This is a genomic window from Paraglaciecola sp., from assembly GCF_039943935.1.
In the GTDB taxonomy this organism is placed as follows: domain Bacteria; phylum Pseudomonadota; class Gammaproteobacteria; order Enterobacterales; family Alteromonadaceae; genus Paraglaciecola.
In genome coordinates, this window is sequence record NZ_JBDUZQ010000013.1 from 197,160 (window position 1) to 223,276 (window position 26,117).

20 protein-coding genes are annotated in these 26,117 nt (G+C 39.4%); 7 read left to right on the forward strand and 13 right to left on the reverse strand.

All coding sequences use genetic code 11. The features are described from left to right. Positions 1–64: 64 nt before the first annotated feature. Positions 65–2,320 carry an acyl-CoA dehydrogenase gene (locus ABJD71_RS08260; RefSeq protein WP_348167284.1) on the reverse strand — a complete coding sequence of 752 codons (2,256 nt, stop codon included), beginning with the start codon at positions 2,318–2,320 and terminating at the stop codon, positions 65–67. Between the two features lie 316 nt (positions 2,321–2,636). Here ABJD71_RS08260 and ABJD71_RS08265 point away from each other — a divergent pair, with 316 nt between their 5' ends. The 3 genes from ABJD71_RS08265 to ABJD71_RS08275 are packed head-to-tail and all read left to right on the forward strand — an operon-like array spanning position 2,637 to position 6,972. Continuing rightward, on the forward strand, positions 2,637–4,940 hold the full coding sequence (locus ABJD71_RS08265) for an MMPL family transporter (RefSeq protein WP_348167287.1): 2,304 nt from the start codon (positions 2,637–2,639) through the stop codon (positions 4,938–4,940). Positions 4,941–4,956: 16 nt separating this feature from the next. Next, positions 4,957–5,760, forward strand: coding sequence for an outer membrane lipoprotein-sorting protein (locus ABJD71_RS08270; RefSeq protein WP_348167571.1), 804 nt, complete (start codon positions 4,957–4,959; stop codon positions 5,758–5,760). A 30-nt stretch (positions 5,761–5,790) separates the two neighbouring features. Continuing rightward, positions 5,791–6,972 carry a hypothetical protein gene (locus ABJD71_RS08275; RefSeq protein WP_348167290.1) on the forward strand — a complete coding sequence of 394 codons (1,182 nt, stop codon included), beginning with the start codon at positions 5,791–5,793 and terminating at the stop codon, positions 6,970–6,972. 250 nt (positions 6,973–7,222) lie between these two features. Here the strand turns inward: ABJD71_RS08275 and fghA are convergent, their stop codons facing one another. From fghA to ABJD71_RS08290, 3 genes are read right to left on the reverse strand one after another with little or no spacing between them, the layout of a single operon-like run. Continuing rightward, positions 7,223–8,092 (reverse strand): S-formylglutathione hydrolase, encoded by an 870-nt coding sequence (gene fghA, locus ABJD71_RS08280; protein ID WP_348167293.1) that lies wholly within the window; start codon positions 8,090–8,092, stop codon positions 7,223–7,225. Continuing rightward, entirely contained in the window at positions 8,092–9,210 is a 1,119-nt protein-coding gene (locus ABJD71_RS08285) for an S-(hydroxymethyl)glutathione dehydrogenase/class III alcohol dehydrogenase (protein WP_348167296.1), read from the reverse strand. The genes fghA and ABJD71_RS08285 overlap by 1 nt, the downstream gene beginning before the upstream one ends. A gap of 38 nt (positions 9,211–9,248) precedes the next feature. Then, the gene (locus ABJD71_RS08290) at positions 9,249–9,581 is read right to left on the reverse strand and encodes a hypothetical protein (RefSeq protein WP_348167299.1); all 333 of its coding nucleotides are present in this window, start codon (positions 9,579–9,581) and stop codon (positions 9,249–9,251) included. A gap of 292 nt (positions 9,582–9,873) precedes the next feature. On the opposite strand from ABJD71_RS08290, the gene ABJD71_RS08295 reads away from it, so the two are divergent. Beyond that, complete coding sequence (locus ABJD71_RS08295) at positions 9,874–10,491, forward strand: hypothetical protein (protein WP_348167302.1); 618 nt, start codon at positions 9,874–9,876, stop codon at positions 10,489–10,491. Here the strand turns inward: ABJD71_RS08295 and ABJD71_RS08300 are convergent. Both ABJD71_RS08300 and ABJD71_RS08305 read right to left on the reverse strand, forming a co-directional pair. Beyond that, positions 10,488–11,360, reverse strand: a complete 873-nt coding sequence (locus ABJD71_RS08300) for an amidohydrolase family protein (protein ID WP_348167305.1) — start codon at positions 11,358–11,360, stop codon at positions 10,488–10,490. The two genes, ABJD71_RS08295 and ABJD71_RS08300, sit on opposite strands and share 4 nt — an antisense overlap. Before the next feature lie 11 nt (positions 11,361–11,371). After that, positions 11,372–12,127, reverse strand: a complete 756-nt coding sequence (locus tag ABJD71_RS08305; protein WP_348167308.1) for an SDR family oxidoreductase — start codon at positions 12,125–12,127, stop codon at positions 11,372–11,374. Between the two features lie 491 nt (positions 12,128–12,618). Here ABJD71_RS08305 and ABJD71_RS08310 point away from each other — a divergent pair, with 491 nt between their 5' ends. Continuing rightward, positions 12,619–13,554, forward strand: coding sequence for an AEC family transporter (locus tag ABJD71_RS08310; protein ID WP_348167311.1), 936 nt, complete (start codon positions 12,619–12,621; stop codon positions 13,552–13,554). A 20-nt stretch (positions 13,555–13,574) separates the two neighbouring features. On the opposite strand, the gene ABJD71_RS08315 is transcribed toward ABJD71_RS08310, so the two are convergent. Both ABJD71_RS08315 and rimO read right to left on the reverse strand, forming a co-directional pair. Further along, positions 13,575–14,024: a DUF2721 domain-containing protein gene (locus tag ABJD71_RS08315; protein WP_348167314.1), complete on the reverse strand. Its 450-nt coding sequence runs from the start codon at positions 14,022–14,024 to the stop codon at positions 13,575–13,577. 38 nt (positions 14,025–14,062) lie between these two features. Further along, positions 14,063–15,475 carry a 30S ribosomal protein S12 methylthiotransferase RimO gene (gene rimO, locus ABJD71_RS08320; RefSeq protein WP_348167317.1) on the reverse strand — a complete coding sequence of 471 codons (1,413 nt, stop codon included), beginning with the start codon at positions 15,473–15,475 and terminating at the stop codon, positions 14,063–14,065. A gap of 150 nt (positions 15,476–15,625) precedes the next feature. Here rimO and ABJD71_RS08325 point away from each other — a divergent pair, with 150 nt between their 5' ends. Next, positions 15,626–15,907 (forward strand): hypothetical protein, encoded by a 282-nt coding sequence (locus ABJD71_RS08325; RefSeq protein WP_348167319.1) that lies wholly within the window; start codon positions 15,626–15,628, stop codon positions 15,905–15,907. An 83-nt stretch (positions 15,908–15,990) separates the two neighbouring features. Here the strand turns inward: ABJD71_RS08325 and ABJD71_RS08330 are convergent, their stop codons facing one another. From ABJD71_RS08330 to ettA, 5 genes are all read right to left on the reverse strand, one after another. Continuing rightward, positions 15,991–16,359 carry a nuclear transport factor 2 family protein gene (locus ABJD71_RS08330; protein ID WP_348167322.1) on the reverse strand — a complete coding sequence of 123 codons (369 nt, stop codon included), beginning with the start codon at positions 16,357–16,359 and terminating at the stop codon, positions 15,991–15,993. Between the two features lie 151 nt (positions 16,360–16,510). Beyond that, the gene (locus ABJD71_RS08335; protein WP_348167325.1) at positions 16,511–18,604 is read right to left on the reverse strand and encodes an ATP-binding protein; all 2,094 of its coding nucleotides are present in this window, start codon (positions 18,602–18,604) and stop codon (positions 16,511–16,513) included. 188 nt (positions 18,605–18,792) lie between these two features. Next, positions 18,793–21,321: a TonB-dependent receptor plug domain-containing protein gene (locus tag ABJD71_RS08340; protein WP_348167328.1), complete on the reverse strand. Its 2,529-nt coding sequence runs from the start codon at positions 21,319–21,321 to the stop codon at positions 18,793–18,795. A gap of 355 nt (positions 21,322–21,676) precedes the next feature. Then, on the reverse strand, positions 21,677–23,017 hold the full coding sequence (locus ABJD71_RS08345) for a Na+/H+ antiporter NhaC family protein (RefSeq protein ID WP_348167331.1): 1,341 nt from the start codon (positions 23,015–23,017) through the stop codon (positions 21,677–21,679). Between the two features lie 155 nt (positions 23,018–23,172). After that, the gene (ettA, locus tag ABJD71_RS08350) at positions 23,173–24,840 is read right to left on the reverse strand and encodes an energy-dependent translational throttle protein EttA (protein ID WP_348111129.1); all 1,668 of its coding nucleotides are present in this window, start codon (positions 24,838–24,840) and stop codon (positions 23,173–23,175) included. A 144-nt stretch (positions 24,841–24,984) separates the two neighbouring features. Here ettA and ABJD71_RS08355 point away from each other — a divergent pair, with 144 nt between their 5' ends. Then, positions 24,985–25,989: a Gfo/Idh/MocA family oxidoreductase gene (locus tag ABJD71_RS08355; protein ID WP_348167334.1), complete on the forward strand. Its 1,005-nt coding sequence runs from the start codon at positions 24,985–24,987 to the stop codon at positions 25,987–25,989. Positions 25,990–26,117 lie beyond the last annotated feature (128 nt).

A 26,117-nucleotide genomic window follows, 5' to 3' on the forward strand; every position in this document is an offset into this window, starting at 1 on the left:
TACAGGGGCATTAAAAAAGAGGCATTGAAATGAATCAATGCCCCTTCGTATTTATGGCTTAAGGTTAAGCCGCATCTGCTTTTTTATTACCAGACTCATTCACTAAGGTGAGGTCTTTGTCTAATAACTCTAGATCAAATGTAAACTCATCAACCCGTATTGCCACTTTACGTTTGTCATTGTAATCGATTACTAAAGCGACTTCTTCAGCTGAAAGTTCACCCGCAGCGTGTAATTTGCCAACTGCATGCTCAAACGATATAAAAGGAATAACTGGCGTATTACGAAGCGCCTTTTGTATTTTCTTTAGTTGAGGCATGACAGCATGCTTAGCTTTAAAGGCTTGTTCGTTAATGTCATTGCCATCACCAGGTATCACTTTAACTAAGTGGCTCAATTGTGCTTTGATGCTGGTGTCTTGCATAGCTGCAGCAGATAGTTCTCTTTTAAGATCATCAGAAATACCTTTTACAGACGAAGTGAAAGTGTTGGTTAGTAAACGCATTAAGCCTCTAACTGGCTTGTTAGAGAAGTTAGCAATAAAGTCATTTAATGCGGTTTCTCCTTTCTTTAAACACCACTGAATTGCGTACTCAAAATAAGGTAAGGCTTCGTCACGATTTTCAACTCGTTGCTCGTAAAAACGCACCACGGCCATTGCGGCATACAAATAGCTCATTACATCACCTAGACGTGCTGATAACATTTCTGCTTTCTTTAAATCGCCACCTAGCACTAAAAGAGATAAATCTGCCATCGGTGCTAATTTTGCCGCGAGTGTATTCATACGCTTTTCGTATTTACGAACTTCTGGTAGAGCTGAAGCCGCACCGCGGGTAAAGGGTAGGTAGCTTTTGGCTAAGCTACGAAATGCATTCTTAACACTAAAGCTAATGGTTTTACCTAATACTTTATTGAATTGTGTATCGGCTTGGCTGTCTTCACTGTGAATCAGGTCAACCATCTGTTTCAAGTGAGGGTGGCAACGCATTGTGCCTTGACCAAATATCATCAAGCTACGGGTGAGAATATTTGCGCCTTCAACAGTAATACCTATTGGTTGAGCTGCATATCCACCGGCTAAGGTATTTTGTGGCCCACGTTGAATGGCTTTACCAGCTTGAATATCCATAGCAGAGTTGAGCACTTCTCTTCCGAGCTCAGTCATATGATACTTCGCCATAGCGGTGACTACACCGGGCTTTAACCCTAAATTTAAGCCTTCGGTGGTTAGTACACGCATTGCTTCTAAGACAAAGGTTTTACCAGCAATATCAGCTAACTCTTCTTGTATGCCCTCAAAGCGTCCAATAGGTACACCAAATTGTTCACGTACAAAAGAATATTCGACAGTGGACTTAAATGCAGTTTGTGCTGAAGCTACGCCCATTGCAGGTAGCGATATACCACGACCAGCACCTAAACATGCAACCAGCATTTGCCAGCCACGACCAATATTTTTTTGACCGCCAATGATAAAGTCCATAGGAATGAACACGTCTTGTCCACGAGTCGTTCCATTATAAAAGGTCACCCCCATAGGGTCGTGACGATTACCTAACTCCACCCCTTGGTGAGACTTGGGAATAAGGGCGCAGGTAATACCCAGCTCGACTTGATCTCCTAATAAGCCTTCAGTATCAAATACTTTAAATGCTAGGCCTAACACCGTGGCTATCGGGGCAAGTGTTATATATCGCTTGTCCCATGAAACACGCAAGCCAACGACTTCTTCGCCTTCCCAGATACCTTTGGTCACAATTGCTGCGTCAGGTATTGCCCCTGCGTCTGAACCAGCTTCAGGACTTGTTAATGCAAAACAGGGGATATCTTGTCCTATTGCTAACCTTGGCAAATAATGGTTTTGCTGTTCTGGCGTACCATAATGCATGAGTAATTCGCCCGGGCCTAAGGAGTTAGGCACCATAACCGTTACGGCTAAGGCTCCACTTTTCGCCGCTAGGGTGGCAACTATGGTTGAGTTGGCATAAGGAGTAAATTCTAAGCCTCCAAACTTTTTAGGGATAATGAGTGCAAAAAATTTGTTAGCACTTAAAAAGTCTAAAATGGCTTGAGGGATGTGTTTGTCATTTTGCAATGCAAAGTCATCAACCATTTCAAGTACTTGTTGAACAGGGCCATTTAAAAAAGCTTGTTCATCTGAACTTAACTTAGCTGTAGGAATGTTTCTTAATGCTTGCATATCAGGTTTACCCTGATATATAGACGCTTCTAACCAAATATCACCTGCTTCTAATGCTTCTTGTTCGGTAATTGAAATTGGGGGTAATACTTTTTTAAGACTTGTTCTAATACTCATTGTGTCTCATCCGCTCATCTGACCAGTTAAGTGTATAATACTGAATTCAGAGAAAAGATCAAAATACTTTAGTATTTATATTCGTTACTAGATCTTAAAAATCATCTTAAATTAAACAAAAAATATTTTTTTAATGATATTTTGAGTCTATATCTGCATTTATCTAAACGTTTATTATTGCCTTTAATACAATTATTAGGCTTTAGGTGAGGAAATGCTTTAAATGTTATAAAAGAGATAATGAGAATCTTGATGCCTAGCTAGGTTGCCAAGACAGATCTTTTTAGTCTTCGAATTCAAAAAGGTGGCATGTTAAGTGAAAAATACTTGGTTAAATATCCCAGTTACTCATCCTAAGATTGTATTGATTATAGGTGTGATTCTAATTTTTGTTTCGGCGCTCGGCGCTAAAAATTTATATTTTAGAGGGGATTACAAGGTGTTTTTTGAGGAGGACAACCCTCAAAGAATGGCATTTGAACATATGCAGAACACGTTCAGCAAAAATGAAAATGTCAGCATTATTATAGCCCCAAAATCTGGCAATGTATTTACTAAAGAAACCGTAACTCTAATACAAAAAATGACAGAACAGGCTTGGCAAACGCCTATGTCCATTCGAGTAGACTCCCTAACAAACTTTCAACACACTTGGGCAGAAGATGATGATCTTGTGGTTGATGACCTAGTGCCACAAACTGTCAATATTTCTTCAGAAGAGCTAGAAAAAGTTAAGAAGATTGCTTTAGGTGAACCTAATTTAGTTGGTCGAATGGTCTCTGCAAAAGGGCATGTTTCAATAATTAATATTACAATTAATTTACCAGACGGCGATCAAACCGAAGAGGTGTTTGTCATTACTGAATTTGTAAAGGAAATGACAAACACCTTTAAACAAGAATTCCCCGAACATGACTTTTATCACACTGGTATGGTGGTAATGAACAACGCCTTTGCAGACTCTGCTAAACGAGACGCGTCAACACTTATTCCACTTATGTTTGTGGCTGTATTAGTGATTATGTGGTTGTTATTGCGTACATTTGTGGGCACGTTAGCGACATTGTTTGTAATAATTGCAAGTATTGTATCAACGATGGGGTTGGCGGGATGGTTTGGGCTGTTTTTAAGCACTGCAAGCGTAAATGTACCCACGATTGTGATGACGTTGGCGGTTGCAGACTGCATTCATGTCATTTCAAGTATGATGTTCTCGATGGGTCAAGGAAAAGACAAAGGGGATGCTCTTCTAGATAGCATTCATTTAAATAAAAAGCCGATTTTAATTACTAGTATAACGACGGCTATTGGATTTCTTACGTTAAATTTTTCAGAGGTACCTATTTTAGCGGATTTAGGAAATTTAACTGCTTTAGGCGTTGTGTTTGCATGTGTATTTTCTCTGAGTATTTTACCCGCCATAATAATGTTATTGCCTTTAAAAAATGTCGACAAACGAAATACACAAACGGGTGCTACTGAAAAGTTCGGTGAATGGGTGATTAGCCAACATAGAAATTTACTGCCTCTTAGCTTAATTGTAACTTTAGTAGCCATAGGGTTTTCATTTAAAAACCAGTTAAACGATGTTGCTACTGACTATTTTGATGATACTACCGAATTTAGACAATCAACTAATTTTCAAGAGCAAAACCTCAGTGGAATGACCAGCATTGATTTCGCTATCAATTCAAATATTGATTCAGGTATAAATATTCCAGAGGTCCTTATAATTGTCGAAAAGTTTAGTGAATGGTTACGAGCTCAACCGGAAGTGGATCATGTTTCCACTATTGCAGATACTTATAAGCGCTTGAACAAAAATATGAACAAGGATGACTTAGCATTTTATACTCTCCCAGATGACCGAGAGTTGGCTGCTCAGTACTTATTGATGTATGAGTTTTCGTTACCCTATGGATTAGACCTAACGAATCAACTCGATTTAAATAAATCTGCCACTCGTATTATGACCACGATAAAAAATTTAGGTAGTAAAGAGTTAACTGGCCTTGAACAGCGTGCTCACATTTGGTTTGATGAAAATGCTGATGAGTATACGTTAATTGTGGCAAGTCCTAATTTGATGTTCGCACATATTGGAGAAGCTAATATGGAGAGTATGTTGAAGGGGTCGATTGTTGCACTTATCTTAATTTCGATTTTATTGGTATTAGCTTTGAAATCATGGCGCATGGGGTTAGTGAGTTTGTTACCTAATCTATTACCTGCTTGTATAGGCTTTGGAATCTGGGGGCTTTATTCTGGTGAAGTTAACTTAGGTTTATCTATCGTGTTAAGTATGACGCTAGGCATTATTGTTGATGATACCGTGCACTTTTTAACTAAATATGATTACGCTCGTAAAAGTGGAGAGGATACCCAAGAGAGTGTTAGGTATGCATTTGCGAGTGTCGGAAAAGCGCTATGGGTAACAACCTTAGTTTTAGCGGTGGGGTTTTCTGTACTGACTTTTTCACCTTTTGCCGTTAATTCAGAGATGGGTTTATTAACTAGTATTATCATTGTGGTTGCTTTAGTCGTAGACTTCTTATTTTTACCTGCATTCTTAATTGCGTTTGACCGCAAAAAAAATGAGAATGCCCTCGTCTCATCTTAATTAGGAGTATTCCATGATGACTAATCTTAAATCTAGGTGCTACCAAATCCTTATAACTTTGTCCTTGGCATTCTTACTAAGTTTAAATGTTCATGCTCAATCGGCTGCAGAAAGGGGCTTAGAAATAGCTAAAGAGCGCAAAGCAAGAGACGCAGGGTGGGGGGATAGTTCCGCCAATGTGAGTATGATTTTGCGTAATGCTCAAGGTCAAGAAGTTGAACGTAAGATGCGTATAAAGTCATTGGAAATTGTTGGTGATGGTGATAAGGGATTGACGATTTTTGATCAGCCACTGGATGTAAAGGGGGCTGCATTTCTAAGCTTTTCCCATGCCAATGAACCAGATGACCAATGGATATATTTACCAAAACGTAAACGGGTAACGAGAATACGTTCTAAAAACAAGTCGGGCCCCTTTATGGGCAGTGAGTTTGCTTACGAAGACATGAGCTCTTTCGAAGTTGAAAAGTTTACATTTAAATTTTTAAGAGAAGAAAGTTTTGATGGTCAAGCTTGTTTTGTAGTAGAGCAGATCCCCTTGGATAAAAATTCTGGTTATACCAAACAAGTGGTTTGGCTTGATAAAAAGCATTACCGAGTTTTGAAAGTTGAATCTTATGATCGTAAAAAGAGCCTATTAAAAGAGCTAGTGATGGAAGAGTATGAGTTATATTTAAATAAATACTGGCGGCCAATGAGAATGGAAATGTTTAATGAGCAAAATGGAAAAAGTACCGAGTTAGTGACACATAATCTCGAGTTTGGTGTGGGGCTGGGCAAGGCAGATTTTGATGAAGCTAGACTTAAAAATGTTAAGTAAAAATCAAAATTTTGAATTAAAGGCCAAAAATTGAAACTGCTCGGTGCATTTCTTATTTCAATTTTCCCTATGATTACGCTTGCTGATATTGAGTACCATGGTGATGCAGGGGTAGAGCAACGTTATTTTTTTGAGGATGCAGCTTACCCACAACAACAAAGAAGTAATTTATCTGGATACTTTTCTCCTGAGTTGTACACATCATTCAATAATGGTGATGACAGTATCGTATTGAAAGGCTTTTTACGTGTTGATCAGCAAGACTCAGAAAGAACCCATGTGGATATTCGCGAATTAAAATGGACTCATTCCGGTGCTGAGTGGGAATTTCAAGCAGGCATAGGAATGGTATTTTGGGGACAAATCGAATCTTTACATTTAGTTGATATTATTAATCAAACTGATGCTGTTGAAGCGGTTGATGGCGAAGATAAGCTTGGTCAGCCGATGGTTACTTTTTCTCTATTTAAAGATTGGGGTAACACAACGGTGTACCTATTGCCTTATTTCAGAGAGCGCACATTTTCAGGTCTTGATGGTCACTTTCGTGCTCCGTTACCTGTGAATACTGATAATCCCCTGTATGAATCTGATGATGAAGAGCAACATTTAGATTGGGCTGCGCGCTGGGAACACTCTTTGGGCAATTTGGATATAGGTTTGTCTTATTTTGATGGCACCTCTAGAGAGCCCCTTTTTATGTTAGATACCAATGAGTCTTCTGAGTCGAGCATTCTGCCTTATTATCCTTTATTGCAGCAAGTTGGTTTAGATGCGTTGGCTTTAGTGGGTGACTGGACGCTTAAATTTGAAGGTGTTCATCGTAAAATTCTCGATCAGAGTACCAGTGCTTTTGTGGGGGGATTTGAGTATTCCTTTGTTCAAGTGTTCGATAGTTTTATTGATATAAATTTGCTCATGGAATATCAATATGACGAACGTGATAATCAAACCCAAGCACAAAATGATTTGATGTTAGGCAGTCGTATTGTGTTGAATAATATTGATGGCACTGAAATTTTAGTCGGTCTAGTGCAGGATTTAGATTATTCCAAAGTTAGGTCTGGTTTTATTGAAGCATCAAGTCGAATTAATGATAATTGGAAATGGCGTGTAGATGCTTGGTTTTTCTCGAGTGACGAACCCTTGGAACCTACCTATTTAATTCGCAGTGACGATTACCTACAAATGAGTTTAGAGTATTATTTTTAAGGTTTAGAAAATAGTAATGTTAGTCGAGTACTCAAGAGGTCTTTATCTCTAAAGTAGTCAAAAGTGTTCGTTTGAACAGAGCTTCTAATTCATGAGCCAAGTGTTTGTCAATTGGTCAGAATCCTTTATATAGGTGCTTGTTGGATAGGGCACCAAACGTATAGTTTAAGGCGATAATCCCAACCACTTACTGGAATTTATTCATCTACTAAAAACTAACTAGTAGATGAATAATCAAAAATAGAGTTTTTTAGAAAGCTTTATTGAGATGTTCGGCATGAAAATTCAGGTGCTCTTCAATGAAACTCGCTATAAAAAAGTAACTGTGATCATAACCAGGGTGATAGCGAAACTCTGCTTTATAATTTATATCTTCGGCAACTTGTTCTAATGGGCTGGTAAGCTTTTGAGTATGAAAAAAATTGTCATCTAGCCCTTGGTCAATCAGCATAGGTATATGCAAAAAGCTACCTTGTTGGCGCATCAATGCACAGCTGTCGTAAGCCTCCCAATCCTTGGTGTTTGCCCCCAAATAGTGTTTAAACGCTTTTTGTCCCCATTGGCAATCACTTGGGTTAACAATAGGAGCAAAAGCCGAGACTGAACAATATTGTTTCATATTAGACAGCGCGACGATTAAAGCACCATGTCCTCCCATTGAGTGCCCTGCAATTGCTGCTTTGGGTTTGACCTTAAACTCTTTTTGAATAAGGCTTGGTAGCTCATCAACTATATAGTCATACATTTGATAGTTATCTTGCCAAGGTTGCTCTGTAGCATTCACATAAAAACCTGCCCCTAACCCAAGATCATAAGCGCCATCTGCTGCATCAGGAACAGCATCCCCTCTAGGACTGGTATCTGGCATCACTAATATGATCCCTAATCTAGCTGCTGCTCTTTGTGCACCGGCTTTGGTGGCAAAGTTTTCATCGGTGCACGTTAATCCGCTTAACCAATACAACACTGGTAATCTTTGATTCGTGTCTTTAACTGGCGGAATAAATACACTAAATTTCATTTCGCAATTTAGTACCCTAGAACGATGGCTATAACGCTTTTGAGTGCCACCAAAACACTTATTGGCACTCAATTCAGCAAGTTCTGTTGCAATAGTCATTAAAAATGCACCACGCTACGAATTGATTTGCCTTCATGCATAAGATCGAATGCTGAATTAATATTCTCCAATGGCATGGTGTGGGTTATAAACGTATCTAATTCAAACTCTCCATCCATGTAGCGTTGTACATAATCAGGGAGTTGACTGCGGCCTTTGACCCCACCAAATGCAGTCCCGCGCCAAACACGACCGGTAACTAGTTGGAATGGACGGGTTGATATTTCTTGGCCTGCGCCTGCAACTCCGATAATCACAGATTCGCCCCAGCCTTTGTGACAGCACTCTAATGCTGAACGCATCACATTCACGTTACCTATACATTCGAAGGAATAGTCCACTCCACCTTCTGTCATATCAACAATAATTTCTTGGATAGATTTATCATAATTCTTAGGGTTTACAACATCCGTTGCACCTAACTTTTTCGCAATATCAAACTTATCTTCATTAACGTCAATCGCTATGATCCGACCGGCTTTGGCCATTTTTGCACCAATTAACACGGATAATCCAATTCCCCCTAAGCCAAAAACCGCAACTGTGTCACCTTCTTCAACTTTAGCTGCATTGGTAACTGCGCCCATGCCAGTTGTTACACCACAACCTAATAAACAAACTTTCTCTAACGGAGCATCTTTGGGGATTTTAGCCAGCGCTATTTCTGGCACCACAGTATGTTCAGCAAAGGTCGATGTACCCATATAATGGTAGATTGGTTCTCCATTTATTGAAAAACGACTAGTGCCGTCTGGCATAACCCCCTTACCTTGGGTGGTGCGTATTGCTTGGCATAAATTGGTTTTTCCTGATAAGCAAAATTTACATTTACCGCATTCTGGTGTGTACAGTGGAATGACATGATCACCCACTTCGACCATGGTGACACCTTCACCTATGGCTTGAACTATACCCGCTCCTTCGTGGCCTAGTATGGCCGGAAATAAGCCTTCTGGATCATCACCAGATAACGTATAAGCATCGGTATGACAGACTCCAGTGGCAACTATTTTAACTAAAACTTCCCCTTTCTTAGGTAGCTCTAAATCAACTTCTTCAATGGATAAAGGTTGATTTGCTGCCCAAGCGACAGCAGCACGTGTTTTTATACTTTGCATTAACTTTCCATTATTTGTTTGTTTTGTGTTGAGCGATATCAAAAACAATAACCTAGCAAGCGGATATTGTCTGCTTTCCATACTACATTACTAATTTCGTAACCTTTTAAGCAAACCTGTTCTTTTTCTAGTTTTAGTTTTAAGGCATTAGCTGCCGTATCTTCTAGGTCAAGTTTGGTTTGGTTGTTAGCTTGAATATCTAACCTTTGATTGTTTGAGGCAGGGCTAAACCTATCATTCTTGGGGCGTTCGATTTCTTGTCTGCCTTTGCGCAATAAAGAGGCCTGAGAAGTGTTTTTCCAAGATATCCCATATACAAATTCAGTTTGTCCTTTGTCGTTAATTCGGCTTTCAAATTTTTCTTCAGTCATAATTGGTGGAGCCGATCCGCTGGCACATGCAGTGCACAAAAACATTACCAGAATTACCATGCAAACTTTATTCATTAATCTTAACAACCCTTGTGCATTATAATATTTATGTTACCAATTCAGATACTAAACATTGAAAGCAAACTAAGCAATTTGTGATTTAGTTTTTAGCTGAGTTTAACTCGGTTTCTTTAACCAAAGAACTGCGTAAACAGTAGCGCTATCCATAATTGTTGCTACTTATGAAAATGTAGTATGGTAAAGGTAATAAGATTTTGAATTGGATTAAAACGTGGTTTTGAAAAGGTTTGGGGTAGCACTATTAGGGGGAATATTTTGTTGCCAAGGAATTGCAGCAGATAGATTATATAGCGTCTTTTCGTTGGGCGTAACCAATTTGGAAATAGCAAAAAATAGCAACCAAAATCTAGCCTATAAATTTGGATTTGGGTATCAATTTCATCCTCAGTGGTATGTTGAGGCTGGATATCAACAGTTAGGTTATGAAGAACTCTATATCTCAGCATTGCCAAGTGCAAATGATGTGATTAAGCAAAAAAGTGTGGCACAAGGTGATGGATTATTTCTAGCACTTATAGGGAAAGCGTCTAACAGGTATGGAGAGTTGTTCTATCGTTTGGGTATGCTAAAAACTGATGTTAGAGGTCAAAATATTTATGCTGGGGATCAAGAGTGCCAATTAGGACAAGGTACGATTGTAGACGTTGATAATTATGGCATTGTAACTTTGTGTGATTATGACGAGGCAGGCGCGGCGGCGGTAATTGGTTTAGGGTTTGATGCTTTTGTTGGGGCCAGAACCCTCGTCCGTACAGAAATTGAATATATTAAGGGACAAAATGATCTAGCAGCATCTGCACTGTTTATTGGTTTGCGATATAACTTTTAGTCATTAAATTTATACCAAATTAAGGCGTTTTTGTAGCTAATGGTGTTAAAATAAAGTTCAGATAGCCCTAGTGAATGATTATATTTTCTCCATAAATCACTATAAGAGTTGCTAAAAGTACAAAGTGGGAAGTTGCTTGCTAACATGACTCTTTGTTCGCCGAATATCTCTAAGCAACTGTTTAGTGCCTTCGAAGCCTGACTATGGTTCCAATGCCTGTCCGACATCTCCCATCCCGATAATTTTATAGCCACATTATTATAGTGTGATAAGTTTAAGAGGTTAGATTTCCATCTTTTCTCACCGTTAGAAGTGTTATCTAGAGGCCAACCCCCATGATTAATTATTATCTTCAACAAAGGGAGTGTTGCGGCAATTTTTGTTAGCTGTTCTGTACCTGAATCATCACTTAATGATAGTTGAGCATCAAAACTCAGGTTATGTTGTTGCAACAAAGTAAGGTGTTTATGAGTCATATCAGAGCTTAAGATCCTATCGGCCTCATTATCTAATATATAGCGAATACCCGTTACTGACGCTCGTTGTTTTAATTGCATAATATGCTCAGAGAAACTTGCAGAGCATAGATCTGCATACGCCACACTTTTAAACGGCAATGTACAATTTTGCTCTAACCAATCAATTTCTCGCCATGGGTGTTGGTTATCAAATCCTGCTTCGATATGTACAAAGCCTGCTAGCTGCTGCGGAGGGAACAGGGTTAAATCAGCTTGGTTGAAATTGCGGTTTATATTTATTTTATCGGGCCAATGGGGTGGGTTGTGCTCTTTAAGCCAATCATATTTACCTTCACTTAGATCAAATAAATGTAGGTGTGGGTCGATGATGTTTATAGGGGAGTCATTCATTCTTTATGCCGTTACTGCGCAGTGTAGCCCCCATCAATAGATTGCAGGCTCCCAGTAATAAATGCTGCATCATCTGAGGCTAAAAAATACGTTAGAGCAGCCACCTCATTTGCTTTACCTAGCCTTCCTAATGGCTGTAGGGCGGCCTCCTCTTGGTGAACAAGGTTGATATCTACTCCAGACTCGTTCACATAGTTTTGAATGGCAGTATGATACAAAGGGGTTTCAATGGTACCCGGACAAACAGCATTGGCTCTAATATTAAATTGAGCGTAATCGAGCGCTGTTGTTTTGGCCATAGAAGCCAAGGCTGATTTACTTAGGTTATAGGCAAAAGAGTTGGTTTTAGCCACGAGTGCTTGGTCAGACGCCATATACAAAATTACCCCCTGTTTCTGTTGCTTCATTATGGGTAAGACGGCCTTTGTAGCTGTGATAGCACCTTTTACATTAAGTGAAAACACACGCTCGAAATCTTTTTCACTAGTATCTTCAATATTGCCAGAAAAATGAATACCTGCATTGGAAATTAGTGCGTCAACTCTGCCATGATTGGTGATCGCTTTTTCAACATTCATTGTTATGTCAGCTGTGTTAGACATGTCGCATTTAAACCATTCAATAGCGGTAGATTGTTTTGGGTTGATTTTGATATCCAAATTAATTACATGATAGTTTTGTTCTAAAAACTTTTGACACACTGCTTCCCCAATGCCAAAACTGCCACCTGTTACTATACATATTTTTTTATTTGTGTTGTTTGCCATATGGGGTTCAATCATCTCTTTGAAGTGAGTTTGTTGGAGCACAAGCGCTAAGTGTAAAGGTGTGTTTTAAGCATTACAACGGTTTAGGTATCTTGTAGAATAGGGCACAGCTGGCATTTTAGACTCTTTTAAGAAAGCGAGATTTATTGTAGTGATTTTTACTTCACCATTTACTATCGTTATGTGTATTCTTTTTTATCACTTTACTATTCCTTTTTATGTCAACATGGCTACAGAAAGGTTAGGTGTAAAACCCTACTATTGCTAAGCATACCCAGCCCATATTGATTACTTGCTCCCCTCTACAAAACTAAGTGTTTGATTTTATTCAGGATACTCTGGATATAGATTGGAATTTCGCTATTAAACTAAGGCCGGTTACCAATCACAAGGATGTTGGCAACATTATGGATGGACAAGGTACTGAATGAGCTTGTACATGGGGGGCAGTTAATATGCTAAAATTGATTAATAAAAAAGGATGGATATAGATGTTCGCATCACTTGGCTTTGCCGTAGAAGTTACGTTACCTATAAGCTTAATTATTATCTTGGGGGTCTTTCTAAAGCGTATTCGTTGGATTACCGAAGAGTTTGTTGAAACAGGCTCTAAGCTGGTTTTTAACTTAACACTACCTTGTCTATTGTTTGTTAATATTGCCAATATTAATTTGTCTCAAGAATTTCCAACTTCATTAATTGCCTTCGGTGCTGCGGTGATGACCATCACGTTTTTGGTGTACCACTTTTTTGGATACTACATCGCAAACAAACAGGCGAGAGGGGCCTTTGTTCAAGGAGCGTGTCGCGGCAATATGGCCATTATTGGTTTGGCATTAGCGGTAAATGCGTTTGGTGATTCTGCTTTATCCTTGGCATCTATTTATTTAGCAGTACTTGTGGTGCCCCTGAATATTTTTTCAATTTTGACTCTGTATTACCATCAAGCTGAAAGCCCTTCAGTAAAAGCAGTTGCAAAGAGTGTATTAACTAACCCATTAGCCATTGCTATTGGCCTCGCTTTGTTTGTTGCCTTGTTGTCGATTCAGCTGCCTAAACTAATTACCGACACCGGCCAATACTTGGCCCGTATGACCTTACCATTAGCTCTGTTATGTGTGGGTGCCTCTATTCGTTTAAAAGAATTCCGTGCCTCGAATTTATTGTATTGGGCGATTGTTAGTAAAATTGCATTTCTACCTTTGGTGGCGACTACTGCTGGGTATATGTTTGGTTTGCGAGGAGTTGAGTTAGGCGTCCTTTACATGATGACATCGGCACCGACTGCTGCTGCAGCTTATCCTATGGTGCGAAGTATTGGCGGCGACTATCATCTTACTGCCGCCATTATTGCTGGTAGCACTATATTCTCTCTAATTAGCTCAACAATAGGTTTATTTTTACTACGTCATTTTCAATGGGTTTAGCAAAATCAGGTAAAGAAAAGTTATTCGAATAATTTTTCTTTTCCCATTTGTAACGTTCTAGTGGCTAACTGTACTTCTTTTAAAAACATTAATAATGCAAAAATAAGTAAAAATAAAGCTAAAACAAAGAGTGAAATTATTAACTCGCTAAGGTCTATCATCCAAAAATCGCCCAAAAATAAGCCTGCGACCATGGCACACACAAATAAGGCAGAAGCAGTACATAATCCAATGGAGCGGTTGATAATGGTAATACGACGCCACAGGTTTTTCAGCTCTTTTTCTGATTGTCTTAAATAGTCAGGGTTTTTAATCGTATGGACCCGTCTCTCCATTATGCGTGCTCGGTCGACTATGCGGCCTAGGCGTCCAGACATAACATTTAAAAATCCAGCGATACCGGTAAGCATAAATACAGGTGCCACAGCGAGTTGAATGATTTCTGCTATGTCGGGAATGTTTGCTTCCATTTTATATTTTGTTCCTTAATCTGCTGTTGCAAAGAGTGTTATTCAGAGTCTTCATCAACTTTCACCGCCCACAAATCATGCTCATCATTATGGATTATTTGTGCCCAGATAATATCACCTGGCTTAACGTCAAACTCGTCTGTTAAATGCACATTACCATCAATTTCTGGCGCGTCGGCATAACATCTACCAACTGCACCTTCAGGTGTAACTTCATCAATGATAACTTGGTATTCAAGGCCAATTTTTGCTTCTAGCTTCGCTGTACTTATTTGTGCTTGTTTATGCATAAAGCGTTCGAAGCGTTGTTGTTTGATTTCTTCACCTACTGGGTCTGGTAAGTCGTTAGCTTTCGCGCCATCCACGTCTGAGTACTTAAAGCAACCTACACGGTCTAACTGTGCTTCATCTAGAAAATCTAATAACATTTGGAAGTCATCTTCGGTTTCACCAGGGAAGCCCACAATAAAGGTTGAGCGAATGACTAGATTAGGACACTTTTCACGCCACGATTTGATGCGTTCCATGGTTTTCTCAGCAGCGGCTGGGCGCTTCATTAGCTTTAAAACTCTTGGACTGGCATGTTGAAACGGTATATCTAAATAAGGCAGTATTTTACCTTCAGCCATAAGAGGCATCACTTTATCAACTGATGGATAAGGGTATACATAATGAAGTCGAACCCATATACCCATTTCACCTAGTTTTTCGCATAGGGCTTTCATATCGGTTTTTACCGGCATGCCGTCCCAAAAATCAGTTTTATATTTTACGTCTACCCCATATGCACTAGTATCTTGAGAAATCACGAGAAGTTCTTTTACACCCGCATTCTTTAGGCGCTTTGCTTCATCTAAAATACTACCGATTGGACGGCTGACTAAATCACCACGCATTGATGGGATAATACAGAATGTACACCTGTGGTTACAGCCTTCAGATATCTTTAAATATGCGTAATGGCGAGGCGTTAACTTAACTCCAATATCAGGTACCAAGTTCATGTATGGGTTGTGTTCTGGCTGGGGTAAATGTTCGTGAACTTGATTGACGACTTCTTCATAGGCATGAGGGCCGGTTATGGCCAACACGTTTGGATGCACCTCACGGATTTCATCTTCTTTTATACCCAAACAACCTGTAACGATCACCTTGCCATTTTCGTTGAGGGCTTCACCTATGGTATCAAGTGACTCTTGTACAGCTGAATCAATAAAACCACATGTGTTCACAATGACCAAATCAGAGTCATTGTAGGTAGGTACTACGTCGTAACCTTCAGTACGCAATTGCGTAAGAATACGCTCAGAATCCACTAGATTTTTTGGGCAGCCTAAACTAACGAAGCCAATTTTGGTGCCATTTGTTTTTTGAATCGGACTATCTTCTAAAACTTTGACTGGCGTCTCTAAAGTTGTGGTTTTATTGGGTGTAAAGGTTTCAACTGTCATGGGCATATCTTAAATGTACGTAATTGAGGGCATTATACGTTAAGTGTTTGCGGGAAGTTAGAAGGAATATTGTTTTTGTGGTTTTTATATATCTGCTTTATTTAGATAGTCAGTTACTATCTACGGGTTACTCAATATTCAGGATAGAAGATGAACTTAGATAAATCGCAAAAACGTATTAATAAACGAGTGAAGCGAGGTTTTCATGGATATCCGCTTATTAGCATTCAATATTTTGGAAATGATGGCGGTATAGCAACAAAAGTAGAGGTAGGGTTTATTGAAGCTGAAAATGCTACGCCTATGATAGAAATCTTTGAAAGCAGCACTGACATGCGTCAAGACGAAACTGTGCAAACCACTATTATTAAAATTATCGATAGGGTTGATGCCAAAACGGTTACCTTGGAGTTAATGCCACCACTAAAGTAAAAAGTATGTAACACCATGCTTTAAGGCGACAAACCAGACATTAGTTTTACTCGCTAATGTCTGGACATTTATATTCTTGCTGTTTAGACAGTGCGCTCTAAATGCCAAACCTTAGACACTATACACCAGCCATCAGCGTCTTTCACAAAGCTTAAATGATCAACAAAAATACTGTTGTGGGCTCGCAGGCGTAATTTAACTGTTGCGCACTCTTTAGATAGCCAATCAATCATAATGACTTCTTGTTCTCTTGATTGTTTTACGCTGGCAGGGGAGGGGCGAGTTGCAACGTCTTGCCTAAAGCTTGCAATTGGATCTACTAGTAACTTTCCTTCATCAACATCAAACAAGCTAGCGCTCGGATGAAATACTGTATCTAATAAACTTATATCGCAATAATAAAGGGCGTCAAAGTAAGTATTAATTGCATCGTGTAAGTCTGTAGCTCTCATTTTATATCCTTAATTATTATATTACCTTTAAAAAGGTAAGTGTTTGTTAGTAATAAGAATAGTGTAGTCGCTTGATACTTTATATTGGCAAATTAGGCATTATTCGATAATAATAGGCCAATATGAAGTGTAATCATTAGTTACCGGTGAATTATGCTGAACTTTCTAAGGGGATAAATTTTCTTAGCGTATTCATTAATTTATCTATATCAATGGGTTTGCTAACATAATCTGTCATGCCAATAGCTAAACAATGCTGTTGATCGCCTTTCATTGCATTAGCGGTTAACGCGACTATTGGGATATCTTTAACGTGTTTCCCAGCATCGCCATTACGAATTTTGATTGTCGCTTCAAAGCCATCCATTATAGGCATTTGGCAATCCATTAATACCAACTCAAAGGCTTGATTTGTTGTGGTGTTGCTTAATATATCAAGGGCTTCTTGGCCATTAGAACAAGCTGTAGCGTTCAAGCCTATTTGGGTTAATAATTCTATAACAACAAGTTGATTTATTTCGTTATCTTCAACTACTAAAATAGTACCCGTGTGCTTTTTTATTTGGCCGATTTTTTGAAGGAGCGGTTGGCTTTCTGTTTCGTGTACTTTAAAATTTGAGTTGGTTTTAGGTAACCCTAACGGAATAGAGAACCTGAATATACTGCCTTTACCGGTTTCACTTATAACCTTAATCGACCCTTCCATTAATTCACACAAACGATACACAATAGATAAACCTAAACCAGTGCCTCCGTAGTTTCGTGTGGTACTTGAATCAGCTTGTGTAAAAGGTTGAAATAAATACTTCTGTGCTCTCTCACTTATCCCGATTCCTGTATCAGTAATTTGGCATCTGAATATTGTTCCGTTGTCGTTGGTTTCTAGATCCCAGTTTACAGTCACTTGTCCATGTGCGGTAAATTTAAGAGCGTTGCCAACCAAGTTATGTAGAATTTGCCTAATTCTTAATGGATCACCACAAACCACATCGCTTTTTAATTCTGGTTGCACAAGGACTAAGTCAACGTTTTTGTCTTCAAACGCTGGGCTCATCATGTTTATAAATTCATTTAAAAAGGTAGATATAGAAAAGTCTTCTTGCTCCAATATCAGTTTATTGGCGTCTATTTTAGACAGGTCAAGAATGTCATTAAGGATGATGAGTAAGTATTCAGCGCTAGACTGAGCTATGCTCACGTTAGACAATTGTTTCGCATCTAATTTACTGCGCTTTAACCATTGTAACATGCCCAATATGCCGTTCATCGGGGTGCGGATTTCATGGCTCATATTAGCTAAAAATTGACTTTTTGAGCGCGCTGCCGCTTCAGCATCCTCTTTGGCTTTTATCAGGGTATTGCGATTGTTAATTTGTTCGTCTATATCTTGAAACGACCCATACAAGGCTACGCATTTTTTATCCTCAATCACTGCTGAGCCTGTGGCTCTAACCCAAACCTCTTTATTTCTTGCGGTGACAATAATTAATTCTACGCACCATGGATCACCAGTCTCAATAGCGTTTTGAACTGCTGCTGAAATATTATCACGATGCTCTCCTTCCTTGTAAAATGAAATACCATTCTCTAATGTTGGAACAAAGTCATCTGCAACTTGATGAATTTTTCGAGTGACTGCTGACCAAAAGAGATTACCACTTTCAATATCTAGCTCCCAAGCTCCAACATTTGCTTGTTCACTCATCATCTCGAGCATATTTTTTTGCCGAGCCAGATGCTTTTCAAATTTAACTCTAGTTAGTTCATTACTGACCCATTGTGAGAACAGTACAATTAATTCAAGATCGTCCGAATTAAAACCTTCTGCTTTGATTTCTGGTCCTGAAAAGTTAATTGTGCCGAAAGGGTTACCATTAACGATTAAAGGCGTACCTATGTAGCTTTCTAGACCAAAGGCACTATAACAAGGGTGGGTTTTAATTTTGCTACCACCGGCATGAGAGAATGACAAAGGCGCTTCATTTTGTAAGGTATGAGTACAATATGTCGCCCCTAGATCAAACTTATCTCCAACCTTAACTTCACCATTGGGCGTATAAGCATATTTCACAGTATAGGTTGAATCAGAAATATGGCTGACTATGCCTAACGGTAAAGAAAACCTTTCACAGCCTAATACTAACAACCGCTGAATTTTACTGTCTACATCTAGCGAGCTATCAGATGTAATACGGTGTAACTCTTGTAGAGTGGTGATTGTTTGGCTTGCGTCGTTCTTGTTCATTTGTGCTTTGTCTAATGGCAGATGATTTAATTTATCACAATTATTCGTTTTAAGTCGTTATACATTCAATTACAAACTTTCAGACTCAGGTTACCGCCACACAATACAAAAAATGCCCAACTTTTAAAAGTTGAGCATTTAGTCTAAACATCTGCATTTAATAGGTTTAATGCAAACTCAATTTACTATTAGAACTTATAACTGAACATCACAGAGCCGGTTCTACCTTCAGATGGCTTGACAACAACTGAGTCAAATAAATCAGCGGAAGTGTAATACTCTTCATCAAATAAATTATTAATTGAGAATAAAACTTCATAATTTTCAGTTATATACCCTAGTGATGCAGTCCACACCATATAACTTGGTAGCAAAATGGTTTCAAGTACATCTGTGTAGGTTTCATCAGCCCAACCGAAACCGGTACTTCCAGTGATTTTGCCATCCCCCATAGGTTGAACGTAGTTTAGATACATACTAATTGTGTTGTCTGGCAGGCCGCCTCGATCTAACTCAACTCCAGTCCCAACAAATGTAGAACGGTTACCTCCAATACGACCGCCATAGACTTGGTAGGGTTCTAACCCATTTTGCGCTGCAAAATCAGCACCATTGATTATGGCTAAAGCATTATCACTAACTTCAGTAGTTTCTATATGAGTTGCTGTTGCCGTCATTGAGAAATTTTCGTTCAGTAAGGCGCGAGCTTCAAATTCAACCCCAGTACTAGAAACTGCCACTAAGGCTTGAGTTTGACCGATCCGATCCGTTTTTTCTTGGTCGAATATTGATAGGGCTGTATAGATGGTATCCTCTTCGTTACTGTATTTAAGCCCAAGCTCAATTAAGTCTGAATCTGCTAGGTACTCACCGTTATCAACACTACTGGCAATAATACCACCAAGTTGGTTGGTAGTTAATGAGTTGGCTTTTGCATACGTAACGTATGGAACCAATCCAGATTCAGTGGCATATGATATGCTCAAATTATAACTCAATGCAGATTCAGTATCTTTATGAACCTCGCCATCACCAAATGGAATACCCAGTAGTGAAACCGCTTCATCTTCTGCTTCTACATCGTAATAGTCGTAGCGGGCCCCCAACAATAAAGATAGTTTTTCAAAGCTAATATCTGCTAAATAAAATATTCCTAAATTGGTAACAGTAGATACTTGCTCTTCGTTAAAGTTACGACGCACTGTACCTTCAATTCCAGTTGGGTTTCCATCTACGTCGTATAATATAGTTGCATCTTCATAAGGGTCGGTGACAGCCCAATCAATTCTATCATTAGCTGTAGGCCCAACTGTGATATCCCTAAAATCGAAGGTTTCATCAAAAAATGCATGATTTAAGTCCAAGTCTTCATGCCTCAAACTAACTCCTGCTATATGTTGAATAGAAACGTTTTCACTTTGGGTATCAAACATTAAACTAGAACGAAATTCAGCGGCAGTCGCACCCGGGTAATCAGCAGTAAACCCCCAACTTTGATATTTGGTATGGTCCATGTAGTCATAATAAAACTGATTTTTCCAAACCATGTCATCAATGTAAGTAGTAAAGTCTAAGTAAGCAGTAAACGCCGTAGAGTCAGCAAAATCGATATCATCTATAAAGGTGGTTTTATGATCAATCTTAGTTTCACCTGGGTTGGTTAATGCGTAACCATCAATAAAGCCGGGAGCCCCAGGGCACGCTAACAGCATATCGTTGTATACAAAGTTGCTTGTGTCTGCATCTCCCGGGCTACAAAATGATCCTACTCCGGAGAATGAAGAGTTAATAAAATAAGGGGCTGCTGAACTAATAAATCCAGACTCTTGAGGTAATAAGCGGTCGGCACCAATTGTATTATCGCTATTTCTTATAGGCGCAGCACCGGTAATATAAGTTCCATTATCGATTAAGTCTTGGGTAACTCGGTTCCAGCCAGGTACTTGGATACTATCAGATGTCTGTGCTTGAAAACCAAATTCCATAGTGGTGCTGTCAGTGATATCGAGATCGATGGCAACTTGTAGCATCTCATTGGTGGGCTCGTAATTATTGTAAAACGACCCAGAATTTTCGGCTTCAGCAAATACATAAATACCACCTTGCTTATCACCTAATTTGAATGGAGTTCCTGCTTCTGCAGCTAATATTTTTTGAGAGTAGGTACCTAGTGTTAAATCAACTTTACCGGTAACCTCTTCTATATATTTAGTGGCGTCTGATTTTGCAGATTTAGGTGAGTAATTAAGCTGTCCACCAACACTTCCTGTTCCATATAATGGGCTGACAGGCCCGCGCATAACTTCTAATTGTTTCGCGCCACGAATGTTAGTTTTAAAGGCTCCAGGGTTGGCAATTCTACGAAAACCCCTGAAGTAGTTATCTGCAGTTTCTCCACGAATATCCATAGCCCCCTGGATCCCAAAGAAAGAACTGGTGAAAGCACCCGGTGTCATTCTTACTAAATCATCAACAGAGCGTAATCCATAAGCTTCAATCAAATCAGAGCTTACTTCTGTGACCGAACGTGGTGTTTCTACTAAAGACATATCAAAGCCATAGGTGCTGCTAGACTCTGGGGGCATGATCATGTTTTCATCTTTTACGCCTACAACGGATATTTTTTCAATCTCTTGTGCGTTAAGTGACAAGGCAAGTGATGTAGCAGTGATTGCTGCTATCGCAAGGGATAGTTTATTAAGTTTGTGCGTTCTCAAGATGTATCTCCGTATCCATGCAACTTTAAGTTGTCTTTTGGGCTGGTAGTAATTTTTATAGTGTGGTTGTCTTGTCGGGTATCATTCTTAATGATGATTTGTGCAACAATTAACCTCACAGAGCAATAGTTATGCCAGATAACTTTAAAACCTGACCAGCTGGTTTACATCGATTCAAGTGCTATTTTTTTAGAAGTAGCGCACACTTTTGGCACCAACATGCATTGTTTTTGGGAAAGTAATGGCTGGGTAGATTTAATAGAAGTATGGTTTGTTTGAATTGTGACCAGTTTTTGTGTTTGTTGAGTGTAAACAAACGGTATAGCAGACCTAGAGTAAAGGTGTAGTCAAACCTTTACTCTAAGTCTAAATTTTCAATATCAGAAAAGTCAGATTCAACTTTGTTTTTGAATTTAGGTAAACCCGTTGCAATAGCAAGGCAGCCAAATACTAAAATTAACATGGGGTACCAACCATAATAGGTGAGTGCTAAAGGGGATACGCCCGCAAGACTGGCTGCTGCTAGAAGTTGACCTCCATAGGGGATTAAACCTTGAAACCCACATGAAAAAATATCTAAAAGACTTGCGGTTCGTCTAGGATCTAAAGAGAATTTTTTTGCTAAGTCCTGCACTATGGGGCCAGTTGATACTATGGCTATTGTGTTGTTAGCCGTTGCGATATCGAGGGTACTCACTAAGGTGGCTACTCCAAATTCGGCTCCTTTTTTAGTAGATATACCTTTAGTCGTGTTAGTGACTAGCCATTGAATACCGCCATAGGCTTTCATTAGTGCAACCACACCGCCAATCAATAATGCAATAACCGCCATGTTTTGCATCCACTCTAGGCCTTTTTGAATACTTAACACCATTGAGGTAAAAGTGAATAAGCCCTTTGTCAAGCCTATTACACAAGCACTGACAATACCTACACCTAAAACACCTAACACGTTCATTCCAAACAGAGCACAACAAATTATGAGTAAGTAGGGCATTATCAACCACATGTCGTAGTCGTTACTTGTCACCACTGAGCTGCCGTCAATATCTACCATTAATAGGCATACAGCCGTTACAAAAGCTGCAGGTAATACAATGATCAAATTAGCTTTGAACTTATCTTTAAGTTGCACTCCTTGTGTCCGAGTAGCGGCGATTGTGGTATCGGAAATAAATGATAAATTGTCACCAAACATAGCGCCGCCTACCACTATGCTGACAGTTAATGGAATGGGCAAATTAAGGCTTTCTGCCAGTCCAATCCCTATGGGGGTAATGGCTGTGATGGTGCCCATAGATGTGCCCATGGCGAAAGCAATAAAACATGAAATAACAAATAGGCCAGGCAATAGATAGGCCGTAGGCACGTAATTTAGCGCCCAGTTTACAGTCGCATCTCGGGCTCCTATATCTATGGTGACAGCATAAAAAGCACCCGCCAATAAGAAGATAATTGCTAGTAAAATTATGGTCTTGTCACCACCACCTTTGCAGAATATATCGACCTTTTCAGTGAGAGATAGTGGGGCTGCTTTGCTATTAAGAAATAATGAATATCCAGCACAAATCATAAATGCCACTAAAATTGGCATACTAGAAAAATTTTGTGTCATTATCCCACTGCCAATAATAAGCAGCATAAACAGAATAATGGGACTTAACCCCATAAAATTTTCTTTAGTTGGTTTTTGCATTAAGCCTTACTTCTTTTGAAACGGTGTCGGTTTGATTTTTTACATTTATGTCATCACGTTAAGTATCATACAGCTAGAATTTAATATTTACAGTGTGCAAATAAAAACGCAGGCCTGAGCCTGCGGAATTATTCAATGTAAGCGAAGCATTAAAATTACTTACTAATTTTTTTGTATTTTAATCGATGTGGCTCCACTACATCAGTACCGTACGTGGCTTTCAGCCAAGCGGCATACTCTGTGTAATTACCGTCAAAGAAGTTAATTTTACCTTCGTCACGATAATCCATAATGTGAGTGGCTATTCTATCTAAGAACCACCTGTCATGTGATATCACCATGGCACAACCGGGGAATTCCAATAGAGCGTTTTCTAATGCCCTTAAGGTTTCTACGTCTAAGTCATTGGTGGGCTCATCCAGCAGCAATACATTACCACCGGCTTTTAATAACTTAGCCAAATGCACACGGTTTCGTTCACCACCGGACAGGTCTTTAATAAACTTCTGCTGGTCAGAACCCTTAAAGTTAAAACGGCCACAATAAGCACGGCTGTTCAACTCAAAGTTACCTATGCGGATTATGTCTGAATCATCAGATATTTCTTTATAAACGGTATTATTACCATCCATATGATCTCGGAATTGATCAACACTGGCTAGTTGCACTGTGTCACCAATATCTATGGTACCCGCGTCAGCTTGCTCTTGGCCTGTTAGCATCCTAAATAGGGTTGATTTACCCGCGCCGTTTGGACCAATGATACCGACTATGGCCCCTTTAGGCATTTTGAAATTTAAATCGTCAATGAGTAACCTGTCACCATAAGATTTTTGTAATCCAGAGACTTCAAATACTTTTTCACCTAAACGCTCTCCCGGTGGAATAAACAGCTCACTGGTTTCGTTACGTTTTTGGTAATCGCCAGTGTTCAGCTCTTCGAAGCGAGCCATACGGGCTTTACTTTTTGATTGGCGACCTTTGGCGTTTGAACGTACCCATTCTAATTCGGTTTTAATGGATTTTTGACGAGCACTTTCAGTTTTTTCTTCTTGCTCTAAACGGGCGTCTTTTTGCTCAAGCCATGAAGAGTAGTTACCTTCCCAAGGAATACCTTGACCACGGTCTAGCTCTAAAATCCAACCCGCGACATTGTCTAAGAAGTATCTATCATGGGTAATGGCAACCACGGTACCTTCGTAGTCATGTAAAAAGCGTTCTAACCAGGCAACAGATTCGGCATCCAAGTGGTTGGTAGGTTCGTCGAGTAATAACATTTCTGGTTTTTCGAGAAGCAATTTACACAGGGCGACACGGCGACGTTCACCACCAGATAGTTTACTTACGTCAGCATCCCATGGCGGAAGGCGCAATGCATCGGCGGCACGCTCTAGGGCATTGTCTAAATTATGTCCGTCTTTTGATTGAATAATGGCTTCAAGTTCACCTTGTTCTTTAGCAAGGGCATCAAAATCGGCACCTTCTTCGGCATATTCTGCGTACACTTCTTCAATACGTTTTAAAGCATGGACGACATCTTGTACGGCTTCTTCTATATTGCCACGCACATCTTTAGTTTCGTCAAGTTGTGGCTCTTGGGGTAGATAACCAATTTTAAGACCCGCTTGAGGAATTGCTTCACCTTCAATGTCTTTATCAAGGCCTGCCATAATTTTAAGTAGGGTCGATTTACCAGAACCGTTCAAACCTAATACGCCAATCTTGGCTCCCGGGAAAAAACTAAGAGAAATATTTTTTAAGATATGTTTGTTGGGGGGAACGACTTTTCCTACCCGTAACATGCTGTATACGTACTGCGCCATAATATTAAGTTACTTTTGTTGCTATGTATGAACAATATTGTAATTCACCAAGGGGCTAGGGTAAAAGGGATAGTGAATAAATCGTGCGCTTTAATTCTAAGTCCCGTAATATTTTGTGACCGATTGAGTCATTACAGGTACATCATGCAAACTTACAATTGGGGCGTTTTAGGCCCAGGTTCAATAGCGAATACTTTCGCTGAGGCAATGAAGCTTTCAGGTAGAGGCAAGATTACTGCCGTAGCAAGTAGAAGCCTTGAACGAGCTAGGGTATTTGCTGACAAGTACCAGATATCCACGGTTTATTCAGATTATAAAGCGTTATTAAATGACGCCAATGTTGATATTATTTATATCGCCACGCCCCACAGTTTTCATTTTGAACAAGCCAAGTTATGTCTAGAAGCAGGTAAACACGTTTTGGTTGAAAAACCTAGTACGGTTAGTGCCGAACAAATGCAGTATTTAGTCGAGTTAGCCGAGGCAAATAATGTGTTATTACAAGAAGGCGTGTGGAGCCGTTTCATGCCAGTGCTCAGCCAAGTGAAATCTTTAATTCAAGAGGGCGCTATCGGTGATATTCAATATATTCAATCCAATATTGGGTTTGCATTTCAAAATCGAGCAGAGCCAAAGCAGCGCTTAGCAAGGCCAGAGCTTGCTGGTGGCGCCTTATTAGATTTGGGCATTTACAGTATTACCTTAAGTCAGTTCTTTTTAGAACAGCACCCAAGTTCAATTACTAGCCAAGGTAAGTTGACTGATTTAGGTGTAGACGAATGTGAACTGGTGAACTTGAGTTATAGCACTGGCCAATACGCGCAATTTACGAGTTCGATGTCAGCCCATGCAAGTAACACTATGCATATTGTGGGTAGTCAAGGTTATGTTATTTTGCCCCATAACTTTTGGGATGTTGACACAGCTTATTTCTATGAACATGATAAATGTGTGCAAACCATAGCAATCCCCCATGCTGCCAATGGCTTTGAATATGAGATAGAAGAAGTGATGAATTGTATCGAACAAGGCAAGCTATGCAGTGATCTCATGTCTCATAAAGATAGTATAAGTGTATTGCAAGTGATGGATGAAATTCGAAGTCAATTAGGTGTGAAATACCCAGATAATATTATTCAAGCTGGGTGAATGTGCAGTGTGCAAAAATCGTTACAACTTTTGGTTGTTTCTCATGCCACAAAGCCACTATACAAATTGTATAAAATCACTAAACTATGCTCCAAATTGTTTACCGTATTAATCCCCCGTTTATGTTG

Bases quoted from the DNA above. Each gene is read 5' to 3' on its own strand.
- ABJD71_RS08260 (WP_348167284.1), bottom strand. From the start codon at position 2,320: ATGAGTATTAGAACAAGTCTTAAAAAAGTATTACCCCCAATTTCAATT.
- ABJD71_RS08270 (WP_348167571.1), top strand. From the start codon at position 4,957: ATGACTAATCTTAAATCTAGGTGCTACCAAATCCTTATAACTTTGTCC.
- fghA (WP_348167293.1), bottom strand. From the start codon at position 8,092: ATGACTATTGCAACAGAACTTGCTGAATTGAGTGCCAATAAGTGTTTT.
- ABJD71_RS08285 (WP_348167296.1), bottom strand. From the start codon at position 9,210: ATGCAAAGTATAAAAACACGTGCTGCTGTCGCTTGGGCAGCAAATCAA.
- ABJD71_RS08290 (WP_348167299.1), bottom strand. From the start codon at position 9,581: ATGACTGAAGAAAAATTTGAAAGCCGAATTAACGACAAAGGACAAACT.
- ABJD71_RS08300 (WP_348167305.1), bottom strand. From the start codon at position 11,360: ATGAATGACTCCCCTATAAACATCATCGACCCACACCTACATTTATTT.
- ABJD71_RS08305 (WP_348167308.1), bottom strand. From the start codon at position 12,127: ATGGCAAACAACACAAATAAAAAAATATGTATAGTAACAGGTGGCAGT.
- ABJD71_RS08310 (WP_348167311.1), top strand. From the start codon at position 12,619: ATGTTCGCATCACTTGGCTTTGCCGTAGAAGTTACGTTACCTATAAGC.
- ABJD71_RS08315 (WP_348167314.1), bottom strand. From the start codon at position 14,024: ATGGAAGCAAACATTCCCGACATAGCAGAAATCATTCAACTCGCTGTG.
- rimO (WP_348167317.1), bottom strand. From the start codon at position 15,475: ATGACAGTTGAAACCTTTACACCCAATAAAACCACAACTTTAGAGACG.
- ABJD71_RS08325 (WP_348167319.1), top strand. From the start codon at position 15,626: ATGAACTTAGATAAATCGCAAAAACGTATTAATAAACGAGTGAAGCGA.
- ABJD71_RS08330 (WP_348167322.1), bottom strand. From the start codon at position 16,359: ATGAGAGCTACAGACTTACACGATGCAATTAATACTTACTTTGACGCC.
- ABJD71_RS08335 (WP_348167325.1), bottom strand. From the start codon at position 18,604: ATGAACAAGAACGACGCAAGCCAAACAATCACCACTCTACAAGAGTTA.
- ABJD71_RS08345 (WP_348167331.1), bottom strand. From the start codon at position 23,017: ATGCAAAAACCAACTAAAGAAAATTTTATGGGGTTAAGTCCCATTATT.
- ettA (WP_348111129.1), bottom strand. From the start codon at position 24,840: ATGGCGCAGTACGTATACAGCATGTTACGGGTAGGAAAAGTCGTTCCC.
- ABJD71_RS08355 (WP_348167334.1), top strand. From the start codon at position 24,985: ATGCAAACTTACAATTGGGGCGTTTTAGGCCCAGGTTCAATAGCGAAT.